Annotated in this window: 9 protein-coding genes and 1 pseudogene; 3 read left to right on the top strand and 7 right to left on the bottom strand. The window is 62.2% G+C overall.

Going from position 1 to position 11594, the window contains the following annotated elements; genetic code table 11:
• Positions 1 to 57: 57 nt before the first annotated feature.
• From DBV08_RS30200 to DBV08_RS30185, 4 genes are read right to left on the bottom strand one after another with little or no spacing between them, the layout of a single operon-like run.
• On the bottom strand, positions 58 to 864 hold the full coding sequence (locus DBV08_RS30200) for an ABC transporter ATP-binding protein (protein WP_124569815.1): 807 nt from the start codon (positions 862 to 864) through the stop codon (positions 58 to 60).
• Complete coding sequence (locus DBV08_RS30195; RefSeq protein ID WP_124569814.1) at positions 861 to 1889, bottom strand: ABC transporter ATP-binding protein; 1029 nt, start codon at positions 1887 to 1889, stop codon at positions 861 to 863. The genes DBV08_RS30200 and DBV08_RS30195 overlap by 4 nt, the downstream gene beginning before the upstream one ends.
• Positions 1882 to 2871: a branched-chain amino acid ABC transporter permease gene (locus tag DBV08_RS30190; RefSeq protein ID WP_124569844.1), complete on the bottom strand. Its 990-nt coding sequence runs from the start codon at positions 2869 to 2871 to the stop codon at positions 1882 to 1884. The genes DBV08_RS30195 and DBV08_RS30190 overlap by 8 nt, the downstream gene beginning before the upstream one ends.
• A 5-nt stretch (positions 2872 to 2876) precedes the next feature.
• Positions 2877 to 4214, bottom strand: coding sequence for a branched-chain amino acid ABC transporter permease (locus DBV08_RS30185; RefSeq protein ID WP_378373619.1), 1338 nt, complete (start codon positions 4212 to 4214; stop codon positions 2877 to 2879).
• Positions 4215 to 4466: 252 nt separating this feature from the next.
• Between DBV08_RS30185 and polA the strand changes: the two genes are divergently transcribed.
• Complete coding sequence (gene polA, locus DBV08_RS30180; protein WP_124569813.1) at positions 4467 to 7214, top strand: DNA polymerase I; 2748 nt, start codon at positions 4467 to 4469, stop codon at positions 7212 to 7214.
• 75 nt (positions 7215 to 7289) lie between these two features.
• Here polA and trxA read toward each other — a convergent pair whose 3' ends face one another.
• Complete coding sequence (gene trxA / locus DBV08_RS30175; RefSeq protein ID WP_003944106.1) at positions 7290 to 7661, bottom strand: thioredoxin; 372 nt, start codon at positions 7659 to 7661, stop codon at positions 7290 to 7292.
• Positions 7662 to 7735: 74 nt separating this feature from the next.
• Complete coding sequence (locus DBV08_RS30170) at positions 7736 to 8731, bottom strand: helix-turn-helix domain-containing protein (protein ID WP_124569812.1); 996 nt, start codon at positions 8729 to 8731, stop codon at positions 7736 to 7738.
• Positions 8732 to 8944: 213 nt separating this feature from the next.
• Between DBV08_RS30170 and DBV08_RS30165 the strand changes: the two are divergent.
• A pseudogene (locus tag DBV08_RS30165) lies at positions 8945 to 9873 on the top strand (DMT family transporter).
• Here the strand turns inward: DBV08_RS30165 and DBV08_RS30160 are convergent.
• Complete coding sequence (locus DBV08_RS30160) at positions 9818 to 10393, bottom strand: 2'-5' RNA ligase family protein (protein ID WP_172436779.1); 576 nt, start codon at positions 10391 to 10393, stop codon at positions 9818 to 9820. The pseudogene DBV08_RS30165 and the gene DBV08_RS30160 sit on opposite strands and share 56 nt — an antisense overlap.
• Between DBV08_RS30160 and DBV08_RS30155 the strand changes: the two genes are divergently transcribed.
• Positions 10359 to 11456, top strand: coding sequence for an isocitrate/isopropylmalate dehydrogenase family protein (locus tag DBV08_RS30155; protein WP_124569811.1), 1098 nt, complete (start codon positions 10359 to 10361; stop codon positions 11454 to 11456). The two genes, DBV08_RS30160 and DBV08_RS30155, sit on opposite strands and share 35 nt — an antisense overlap.
• The last annotated feature ends 138 nt before the right edge of the window (positions 11457 to 11594 follow it).

The following is an 11594-nucleotide window of genomic DNA, read 5'->3' as shown; positions in this document are numbered from 1 at the left end:
AGCAGTCGACGAGAACGGGCCAGGGTCGCGAGACCCTGGCCCGTTCTCGTGTCCTTCCTACTTCTCTTTGCTTCCGGCGAGCGTTCCCAGGTACAACTCGATCACCTTGGGGTCGTTCATCAGATTGGCGCCGGTGTCGGTGTACGCGTTCTTACCCTGATCGAGTACGTAGCCGCGGTCGCAGATCTGAAGGCAGCGGCGCGCGTTTTGCTCGACCATGATGACCGAGACACCCGCAGCATTGATCTTCTTGCAGCGGATGAACACCTCGTCCTGGAACATCGGGGACAGGCCCGCGGACGGTTCGTCGAGGAGCAGGACCGACGGATCCATCATCAAAGCCCGGCCCATCGCGACCATCTGACGTTCGCCGCCCGAGAGTGCGCCGGCCTTCACCTTTCGTCGTTCACTCAGCAGCGGGAACAGTTCACTCACGAAGGCAAACCGCTCCGCGAATGCCTTGGGTCGCAGATAAATTCCCATCTCGAGGTTTTCTTCGATAGTCAAAGTCTGAAAGACGTTCTGTGTCTGAGGGACGTACCCGACTCCCTTCTGCACGAGGACGTGAGCGGGCGCGGACGTGATGTCGTCCTCGCGAAGAGTGACCGACCCTTCGCGAACCGGTATCAAACCGAACAGTGACTTCAGGAGTGTCGACTTGCCTGCGCCGTTCGGTCCGATGATTCCGACGATCTCGCCTTCCTTCAGGAAGAAGTTGCACTCACGCAGGATGTTGACGCCGGGAATGTAGCCGGCGACGAGGCTGTCGGCGCGGAGCAGGGCACCTGCCGACAGTCGCTGATGCTCCTCGGCAGTTGCGGCGAACTCTGCGGGCGTGAGTGAACGTGCGTGGTTCTCGCTCATGGCTTCTCGTGCCTTCCGCGCGGTTCCTCGGGACTCGATTCCAGTGTCGCGGCGAGATCGGCCGGAAGGTTGTCGATGTCTGGTTCCGAGAGGTCACCGCCCGCCTCGAGGGTTTCGACCTCGGCTTCTGCCAGGGCGGCGGCCAGAACGGCCGTCTCGCCCACCGGATTTCCGTTGTCGTCGAACTCGAGGGCTTGGTCGTGGTGGCTGCCCAGATATGCGTCGACGACAGCTGTGTTGGACGAGAGTTCGTCCGGGGTGGACTCGGCGATGACGCTGCCCTGTGCCATGACCACCACCCAGTCGCTGATGTCTCGGATCACGTCCATGTCGTGCTCGACGAACACGACCGTCATTCCGTCGTCGCGCAGTGACTTGATGTGTCCGAGCAGGCTTTGCGTCAGAGCAGGATTGACCCCCGCCATCGGTTCGTCGAGCATCACCACCGAGGGAGAGGTCATGAGTGCGCGAGCCATTTCGAGCAGTTTGCGCTGCCCACCGGAGAGTGAACCGGCGAGGTCGTCTGCCTTGGTGTCGAGTTTGAATCGTGCGAGGAGTTCGTTGGCGCGTTCGGTGATCTCGCGTTCCTGCCCTTTCCAGATCCACGGGACGAGAGAAGCGAAGATGCGTTCACCTCGTTGGCCGGTGGCACCCAGTCGTACGTTGTCCAGCACTGTGAGTTTGGAGAGCGCCTTGGTCAACTGGAACGTCCGTACCACTCCTTTCCTGGCTACCTGGTGGGGATACATGAGGCCCAGCGATTGACCGTCCATCGACCATGTACCGGTGTCCGGCCGGTCGAATCCGGTGAGGAGGTTGAAGAGCGTCGTTTTTCCGGCACCGTTGGGGCCGATCAGACCCGTGATGCACCCGCGTTGAATCTCGAGGTGATCGACGTCGACAGCCTTGAGACCGCCGAACGTCCGCGAGACGTGGTCAGCGACCAGTACCGGGTCGGGTTTCGCCGATCCGGGAAGGTGGGGAACGTCGGCAAAGATCTGTGCTCTGGTATCGGCGTCAAGCATTGAGTTGCACCTCCCGCTTGTTACCCAGTATTCCCTGCGGTCTGAAGACCATCAGGAGAGCGATCATCAACCCGAGCAGGGCATACCTGGTGGCTCCGACTTGCTGTTCCGTCAGTGAAAGCAGCGGATTTTCGCCGGAGATCGCCTGACGCAACAATGCATCAGGGATGGCGAGGAGGAACCAGAACAACATTGCGCCGACCACCGGGCCGAATACCGTTGCCGCCCCGCCCAGAATCAGCGCGCCGAACGCGAAGAACGTCTGCGCGGTCGAGTAGAAGTCTGGGTTGATGGACTTGGTTTGCAGGGCGTTGAACACACCGGCCAGACCACCGATCACGCCGCCGAGAACCAGCGCCTGCATCTTGTACACGAAGACGTTCTTGCCCAACGATCGCGCTGCGTCCTCGTCTTCACGCACCGCCTTGAGGACACGCCCCCACGGACTGTGCGTCAACAGGTAGACGAATCCGCACAAGATCAACACGAGGGTCCATCCCACGACCATCGACCAGAGGTCGTCTCCGTAGAACTTCACGCCGAGAAACGAGTACTGCTTGGCCGAGTCGAAGGGGCTCAGTGCGGTGAACGGGTCTGCGAAACCGAACAGGCCGTTGGTGGAACCGGTCACCGAATCCGACGCGGTCGAGCGGAAGATCAGACGCAGGATCTCCGACGCGGCGATGGTGACGATGGCGAGATAGTCGGCGCGCAGACGCAGCGTCGGGATACCGAGCACGAGTGCGAGGAGACCGGCTGCGGTGAGTCCGACGAGGATGCCGAGCCACAACGGCTGGTCGTAGGTCACGGTCATGATGCCGACGCCGTAGCCGCCCAGGAGGGCGAAACCGATCTGACCGAAGTTGAGCAGTCCGGCGTAGCCGAAGTGCAGGTTCAGCCCGATTGCCAGCAGTGCGTAGAAGATTGCCGACGGCCCGATCAACTGGGCGAAGGAAACCTGGAAAGCTCCCATGATGTCCATATTCGTCACCCGATCCTTTGTCTGGATCCGAGGATGCCCTGGGGGCGAACCACGAGGATCACGATCAAGACGAGAAGTCCGCCGATGTATTTGAGGTCGGGGTTGATGATGAGCGTCGAGAGTTGGACCAGAAGTCCGACGATGACGCAGCCGAGTAGCGCCCCGTACGCGGTTCCCAGACCACCGAGGGTGATTCCGGCGAACATGAGCAGCAAGAGTTTGAAGCCCATTTCCCACTGGACGCGTCCGCCGAGTTCGGAGATACCGAACAGCACACCGCCGAGGGCGGCCAATCCGCCGCCGAGACCCCAGACGAACATGATCACGCGTTCGACGTTGATTCCCGAGGACGCGGCGAGGTCACGATTGTCGGAGACAGCGCGCATGGCCTTTCCGATCCGAGTTTTCTGCAGGAGAAGGGCGACGCCGACCAGGACGACCAGACTGACGATCATGACTATCGCGTTGGCGTCGGTCAGTGCGATCGGGCCCCAGTTCTTCTCGACCTGGCCCTGGTAGTCGTCGAACGGTTCGGCGCGGTCGGAGAAGAAGATCAGGATCAAGTAGCGCAGGGAAATCGCGAGACCGATCGAGACCACCAATTGTGCGATCAACCCGGTCTTGCGCTTGCGCAGTGGTTTCCAGACGATCCCGTTGGTCAGCAGGCCGATACCGATGCCGACCAAGATCGCGAGGATCGTGGCCGGAATCAGCGGAACGCCGAAGGACGTGTTGATCACCCACGCAGCAACGGCTCCCAACGTCACCATCTCGCCGTGAGCGAAGTTGGTCAGGCCCGTGGTGCCGTAGATCAGGCTCAAACCCACTCCGGCGATCGCGATCACGAGGCCGAACCGCAGGCCGTCGACCGTCGTGCGAATCAGCTTCTCGCCGAAGCTGACATTCGAGGCGGTACGTACCTCGCCGAACGAGAAGATCACGGTGTTCGCGCGGCCGGCCACCACCTCGCGTTCGACAGCGGCTTGCACACTGACCCCGTCGGGGAGTGTGTCGGCAACGATCTCGAAGGTGTAGGTGCCCGGTGCCACGGCCAGTTCCCAACGGCCGTTGGATGCCGATTCTCCGGTGGCGACTTCGGTGCCGGAAGAATCGAGTGCACGCACGGTGACGCCTGCGAGGCGTGTGCCGCCGTTGTTGAGATTGCCGCTGACGGGGACAGCGTTGTCGGGAACCGGTGCTGTCGGCGGTGCAGGGGAAGTGGTCGGTTCCTGAGCAGAAGCAGTTCCGGCCAGGCTGAGTAATGCGAAGAACGTCAGTAATGCAAAGGCCAGTAGTCGGCTGAGTGTCGCGAGGGTCTGCCGTTTCACTACGGGTGGGGCCACGTACGTCCTCCGAGCGGGTCGGGAATAGCGCGTCTGGACAAAGGTGCCGCGCAGCAGAGGGATTGTTCCGTTGCTGCGATTTCCGGACTCTAACGGCTCCGTTCGCTTCAGATGGGGTTCTGAGATTTCCGGGATGTTTCGGTTCCGTATCGAAGGGCAATGGCTGCATCAATTGTCCGATTCTTGCGTCTGTTCCTGCATAAACAACGGCGAAGGCGTCGATGTCGGTCGCGATCCCTAGACTGATGAACCGTGAGCCCCGCAACCACAACTCGGTCCAGCACGTCCACCGCTCCAGCCGGCACCACCGGCAAGGCGGACGATCGCCCTCTCTTGATGCTTCTCGACGGGCATTCGTTGGCGTTCCGCGCCTTCTACGCGCTGCCCGCAGAGAACTTCAAGACACACAGTGGTCAGGCCACCAACGCGGTGTACGGCTTCACGTCGATGTTGATCAATCTTCTTCGTGACGAGCAGCCCACCCACTTGGCCGCGGCCTTCGACGTGTCGCGTCAGACGTTTCGCGCCGACCTGTTCCCCGAGTACAAGGCACAGCGCGCGAAGGCTCCGGACGAATTCAAGGGCCAGATCGACATCACCAAGGACGTTCTCGGCGCGCTGGGCATCCCGGTCATGGCCGAGGAAGGTTTCGAAGCCGACGACGTGATCGCCACGTTGACCACGCAGGCGGAGGCACTCGGATACCGGGTTCTCGTCGTGACCGGTGACCGCGACTCGCTGCAGTTGGTGACCGACAACGTCACTGTGCTCTACCCGAAGAAGGGCGTCTCGGAGCTCACCCGATTCACGCCGACTGCGGTAGAGGAGAAGTACAGCCTCAGCCCGTCGCAGTATCCGGATTTTGCTGCCCTGCGCGGCGACCCGAGTGACAACCTCCCCGGCATCCCCGGCGTCGGCGAGAAGACCGCCACCAAGTGGATCCGTGAGTACGGCGACCTGCAGGGACTGGTCGACAACGTGGACAAGGTTCGCGGCAAGGTGGGGGACTCACTACGCGAGAACCTCGCGAACGTCCTGCTCAACCGTCAGCTCACCGAGATGGTTCGCGACGTTCCGTTGCCGTACACGCCTGAGCAGTTGGTGTTGGCTCCGTGGGACCGCGAGAAGATTCATGCGTTGTTCGACGATCTCGAGTTCAAGGTTCTCCGCGATCGGCTGTTCGCCACCCTGTCGTCGTCCGAGCCCGAAGCAGAGGAAGGGTTCGAGGTCAGCGGCGACGCACTCGCCCCGGGTGCGGTTGCCGCATGGCTCGACGCCCACGCGCGAACCGGTGAGCGTCACGGCGTGACGGTGCTCGAAACCAGAACTCCGTTTGCCGGCGACGTCACTGCGCTCGCGATCGCGGCCTCGGACGGTGAATGTGCATACATCGCGGCATCGACGGCAACGCCGGAAGACGAAGCAGCTCTAGGTGATTGGCTCGCCGACCCATCGCAGCCGAAGGCCCTGCACGAAGCCAAATGGGCGATCCACGCTCTGCGTGGGCGGGGTTGGACGCTCGGTGGACTGACCAGCGACACCGCTCTGGCCGCATACCTCGTCCGGCCGGGTCAACGCAGCTTCAACCTCGACGACCTCTCGCTCCGCTACCTCAAGCGCGAACTTCGCGCCGAAACATCCGGACAGGAACAGCTTTCACTGCTCGACGACACCGAACAGCTCGATGCCGAAGCGGCCGAGACCGCGATGCTCAGCGCTCAGGCCGTTCTCGACTTGGCAGCTGCGCTGGACACCGAGTTGGAGTCGATCGAGTCCAAGTCGCTGCTCTCCGACATGGAACTGCCGTTGACGATCGAGCTCGCTCAGATAGAGGCCACCGGCATCGCCGTCGACAGCGCGCATCTGCATGATCTTCAGAGCCGTTTCGCCTCCCAGGTCGCCGACGCCGCCAATTCCGCGTACGAGGTGATCGACAAGCAGATCAACCTGGGTTCGCCGAAGCAGTTGCAGGTGGTCTTGTTCGAAGAACTCGACATGCCCAAGACCAAGAAGACGAAGACGGGCTACACCACCGACGCCGAGGCGTTGCAAGGTCTGTTCGACAAGACAGGACACCCGTTCCTCGAACACCTTCTCGCGCACCGTGATGCGACGCGTATGAAGGTGACCGTCGACGGTCTTCTCAAGGCCGTCGCCGAAGACGGTCGCATCCACACGACGTTCAACCAGACGGTTGCCGCAACCGGGCGTCTGTCGTCGACCGATCCGAACTTGCAGAACATCCCGGTGCGAAACGACGCGGGACGCGAGATTCGCGACGGATTCGTAGTCGGGCAGGGTTTCGACGTTCTGCTCACTGCCGACTACAGCCAGATCGAAATGCGCATCATGGCGCACGTGTCCGGCGACGAGGGACTGATCGAGGCATTCAACACCGGTGAGGACCTGCACAGCTTTGTCGGCTCGCGCGCATTCGGTGTACCGATCGAAGAGGTAACACCTGAACTGCGGCGCCGGGTCAAGGCGATGTCTTACGGTCTGGCCTACGGGCTGAGTGCCTACGGTTTGGCGTCACAGCTGAAGATTTCGACCGAAGAAGCGAAGCAGCAGATGGATGCGTACTTCGCTCGTTTCGGCGGCGTGCGGGATTATCTCCACGCGGTGGTCGAGCAGGCACGTAAGGACGGTTACACCTCGACGCTCTACGGTCGTCGTCGCTACCTGCCGGACCTCAACAGCGACAACCGTCAGCGTCGTGAGGTCGCCGAACGTGCTGCCCTGAATGCGCCGATCCAGGGCACCGCAGCCGACATCATCAAGGTTGCGATGATCAATGTTCAGAAGGCTCTCGCCGACGCCGGATTGAAGTCGCGCATGCTGTTGCAGGTGCACGACGAACTGGTACTCGAAGTGGTCGCCTCCGAGTTGGAGGAAGTCACCGCACTGGTCAAGGACAAGATGGCCACAGCCATCGAGTTGTCGGTACCCCTGGATGTTTCGGTGGGAACCGGTCGAAGCTGGGACAGCGCGGCTCACTGAGTCGGCTTCAAGACAGTCTGGCCACGAAAAGAGCGCGCTCCGAATCGAATTCGATTCAGAGCGCGCTCTCTTTCGCTATTCAGCTGAAGCGGTCTGCTCTGCGATTTGCTTGCGGACCTCGTCCATGTCGAGTGCCTTGACCTGAGTGACGAGCTCTTCGAGCTGAGCAGCGGGGAGAGCGCCGGCCTGGTTGAACACGAGTACGCCTTCGCGGAAAGCCATGATCGTGGGGATCGAGCGGATGTTGGCGGCTGCAGCGATTCCCTGCTCGGCCTCGGTGTCGACCTTTGCGTGAACGACGTCGGCGTGCTTCTCCGAAGAGGCTTCGAACGTCGGCGCGAACTGGCGGCACGGGCCGCACCAGGAGGCCCAGAAGTCCACGAGGACGACGTCGCTGCCGTTGATCGTTTCGTCGAAGTTCTGCTGGGTGAGTGTCTGGGTGGCCACGGGGGTCCTTTCCATTGTGCGGGCTGTTGGTGTGTGCAACGCCCCGGAACCGCTGATTCTTCCCTGAGCCGATTTCAGCTTGCGTTCTCGGTCGCCCTAAACGTCCGGCGGTAGGCCTGGGGCGTGGTGCAGCGAAGCCGGATGAAGTGCTGGCGAAGCACGGCGCCGCCGCCGAAACCGACGCGTTCTGCGATGACGTCGACGGAGAGATCCGAATTCTCCAGGAGTTGCTGGGCGGCCAGTACCCGCTGATCACTGAGCCATCGGGCGGGAGTCGTTCCCGTTTCCGCTTGGAAACGGCGGGCAAACGTGCGAGCGGACATGTTCGCTCGGGCCGCGACCATACCGACGGTGAGATCGAGGGCGAGATTCTCCGTCATCCAGTCGAGGAGTGGAGCAAGGGTTGCACTCGGCGTCGAGGTGAGGGGAGTGGCGACGTACTGGGCCTGCCCACCGTCGCGGTGGGGTGGCACCACCATCCGTCTCGCGATGCCGTTGGCCACGCGAGAACCCTGTTCCTTCCGCACGATGTGCAGGCACAAGTCGATTCCTGCCGCGGTGCCTGCGCTGGTGAACACTGGATCCTCGTCCACGTAGAGCACGTCCGGATCGACCTTGGCTTCCGGATACGTCTGCGCCAGCCTTTCTGCGTGACGCCAATGCGTCGTGCATCGCTTGCCGTCCAGGAGTCCTGCCGCCCCGAGGACGAACGCTCCGGTGCACAGGCTGGCCACCTTGGCGCCGCGGGCTACAGCCTCACACAGTTTGACCAACAGGGGATCGACACTCGAGTCGGGACTCGGTGAACACATGTAGGCGTCGCCTGCGTCGTAGGTTCCGCCGGCGGAAACGACGATGAGATCGGCGTCGTCGAGGGAATCGAGGTTGTACGGAACATCGATGTTGTAGCCGAAGCGCGTTCGGATCGGGCCCGGAACAGCGGCGATCAGAGAGAAGTCGTAAGTCGGGAGGCCGTCGTCGGATCGGTCGAAGCCGAATACTTCACATGCCACACCGAGTTCGAACGCCTCGGTCATCGGCATCAGTGGGACCACCACTTTCGCGAGCATCTTTCGAGTGTGACAGAAAAAAGGCAAAGTGGCAGAAAATCGTCCAAGTCTGGCTTTTCTGCCACTATTCCTGTGTCGGACATTCCGTCAGGCTGGACACATGGCAATCATCGTCGTCAGCCTCCTGGTCCTACTGGTCCTGAACGTACTAGCTCTTGCCGGACGCACACCCGACACTCGTCACGATGTCAGTCCGCATGGAGACTTCACCCTTTGAGGGCAAGTCTGGCCATTCAATACACCGCAGCTGCGCTGGTGTGGGGAGCCAGTTTCCTCTTCATGAAGATCGGGCTCGAAGGTCTGTCCTTCACGCAGGTGGTTCTGTGGCGCTTGGTCTTCGGTGCGCTCGCGCTGATTCTCGTGTCAGCGGTCAGCCGGATCGGCCTACCGCGGGAATTTCGCGTCTGGAAGCACATGGCGCTTCTCGCAGCGACGCAATGCATCGTGCCATGGCTGCTGTTCAGTTGGGCGGAGCAGAACATGTCCTCGGGGCTCGCGAGCATCTACAACGCCACCACGCCGCTGATGACAATGGCTGTCTCCCTTGCCTTCCTGCCGGGGGAGACGCTGACGCGATACAAGTCGCTGGGGTTGCTTCTCGGATTCGGTGGAGTGCTGATCGTGTTGGCGCCGTGGAATCTCGGCGTCGCCGGAAGTGTGAGTGCTCAGGTCGCTTGCCTGGGAGCGACTGCGTCGTACGGCATTTCGTTTGTCTACCTCAGACGTTTCGTGCTTCCGCTCGGTGTCGACACTCGTGCGGTCGCGCTTATGCAGATCAGTATCGGCGCTTTCGTGATGGTTCTGGCCTCTCCGATCGTCGCAAGCGCGCCGATGCACCTGACGCCGGCAGTTGTCCTGTCGATGATCGCGCTGGGCGCACTGGGGACCGGACTCGCATTCATCTGGAACACCAACGTCGTTCGCGGGTGGGGGCCGACAGCGGCATCCACCGTCACTTACCTCAGCCCAGTGGTGGGCGTCGCGCTCGGCGCAATCGTGTTGGACGAAAGCGTTGGCTGGAATCAGCCTGTGGTGCACTGGCGGTGATCGCGGGAATCCTGGTGACCCGACGTGCAACCCGCTCTGTCACAGCGGCGGCGTCAGTAACCATTCCGTCTTCCGTTCACCGTCCCAGCGCCTGATCGCGCCGCTGTGCCCGAGAATCACGTCGGTACCGACCAAGCCGATGGCTTCGCCCAGACGTGCAGGTTCGACGCGTCGGGCGAGCGTTACATGCGGCGTCCACCCGCCGGGCTCGACGTGGGCGGGAAGTGCCGTCGAGCCAGCTGTGGCTTCGGCTATTTCCCGGTGCAGGTGAAGGAGTGCGCGCGAAGGAATGACCGAGCGCGCCAAGACCATCTGCTTGCCGCCGAACACGACGTAGCCGCCGAGTCGGACTTCGAAGTCCGGGGCCGAGAAGCGCCGTTTCAACTGTTCGTCGATCTCCGCGGGGATCTCGCGGGCGACGAACAGCGTTATGTGCGGGCGGTTGGACGGGCCGTGATGGGACGCCTGACTTGGTAGTCCGGCGTCGGCGAGAAGCTGCCATTGTGCTCGGACTGCCGACTCGCTCGCCGGATCGAGGAGCAATTCCACCGACTGGACCATGGTGAGCAATGATTGCCTGATGACAGGTGCGAGCGCAATCGGTACTCCGGCCATGCGGCTGGGACTCATGCACGGCGACGGAATCGGCCACGAAATCGTCCCGGCGACACGGCAGATCGTGGATGCGGCGCTGTCATCGGTTCATGCTCCTCCCGTCGAGTGGGTCGAGCTTCCGCTCGGGAGTACAGCCATCGACACTCATGGCACGCCGATTCCCGACGAGACCATCGATGCGTTGGGGCAGCTGCAGGGCTGGATCCTCGGACCCCATGACAGCGCGTCGTATCCCGAGAGGTTTCGCGGACAACTCACCCCCGGCGGCGTCATCCGGAAGAAGTTCGAGTTGTTCGCGAACATCCGACCGGCAGCAGCGTTCCCCGGCGTCAAGGCGATGGTCCCCGACATGGATCTGGTGATCGTCCGCGAGAACACCGAGGGGTTGTACGCGGATCGGAACATGGCGGTCGGCAGCGGCGAATTCATGCCGACGCCCGACATCGCGCTGGCCGTCGGTGTGTTCACCCGCGCTGCGTGTGAACGGATCGCACGCACTGCCTTCACGTTGGCGTCGCGTCGGCGCAGTCACGTCACGATCGTCCACAAGGCGAACGTCCTCACGCTGACCACCGGCCTCTTCCGCGACGCCTGCAGAACCGTCGCCGCAGAGTTCCCACACGTGGTCGTCGACGACGAGCACGTCGACGCGATGGCGGCGCACCTGGTTCGGCGCGGCGGCGACTTCGATGTCGTGGTGACCGAAAACATGTTCGGCGACATTCTGTCCGATCTGGCGGGCGAGCTGTCCGGTTCACTCGGAACCGCGCCGTCGATCAACGCTTCCGAGACACAGGTCATGGCTCAGGCTGCGCATGGTGCAGCACCCGACATCGCCGGGAAGAACCGGGCGAACCCGACGGCACTGTTCCTCTCCAGCGCGATGATGCTCGACTGGCTCGGTGATGCACGGGGAGATCGGTTGTTGTCTGCGGCAGCACGCCGGATTTCAGATGCCGTTCGCACGACCATCGCGTCGGGCATCGCGACCGCCGACCTCGGCGGTTTGGCATCGACCAGCGAATTTTCCGAAGTCGTGTACGCACACACTCTGCGTCGCTGATTCTTGTACGACAGGCCGGAATCTTGCGAAGTCGGCGACGGTGGAACTCCTGCCGTAACCTACCGTTCGACTGAATTTCGGATGGACGTTGCAAGTGCGGCGATCGACGAGTGGAGAGCAGAGTCGTGGTCGATGAAA

The organism is Rhodococcus sp. KBW08, assembly GCF_003852455.1.
GTDB lineage: Bacteria > Actinomycetota > Actinomycetes > Mycobacteriales > Mycobacteriaceae > Rhodococcus_F > Rhodococcus_F baikonurensis.
The sequence above is the reverse complement of the archived record's forward strand: the minus strand, read 5'-3'. Positions and strand labels throughout refer to the sequence as shown.

What these genes read in the sequence shown, in the direction of transcription:
- DBV08_RS30160 (WP_172436779.1), bottom strand. Translation starts at nt 10,393, where the DNA reads ATGGCCGGAGTACCGATTGCGCTCGCACCTGTCATCAGGCAATCATTG.
- DBV08_RS30200 (WP_124569815.1), bottom strand. Translation starts at nt 864, where the DNA reads ATGAGCGAGAACCACGCACGTTCACTCACGCCCGCAGAGTTCGCCGCA.
- DBV08_RS30155 (WP_124569811.1), top strand. Translation starts at nt 10,359, where the DNA reads ATGACAGGTGCGAGCGCAATCGGTACTCCGGCCATGCGGCTGGGACTC.
- DBV08_RS30195 (WP_124569814.1), bottom strand. Translation starts at nt 1,889, where the DNA reads ATGCTTGACGCCGATACCAGAGCACAGATCTTTGCCGACGTTCCCCAC.
- DBV08_RS30190 (WP_124569844.1), bottom strand. Translation starts at nt 2,871, where the DNA reads ATGGACATCATGGGAGCTTTCCAGGTTTCCTTCGCCCAGTTGATCGGG.
- DBV08_RS30170 (WP_124569812.1), bottom strand. Translation starts at nt 8,731, where the DNA reads ATGCTCGCGAAAGTGGTGGTCCCACTGATGCCGATGACCGAGGCGTTC.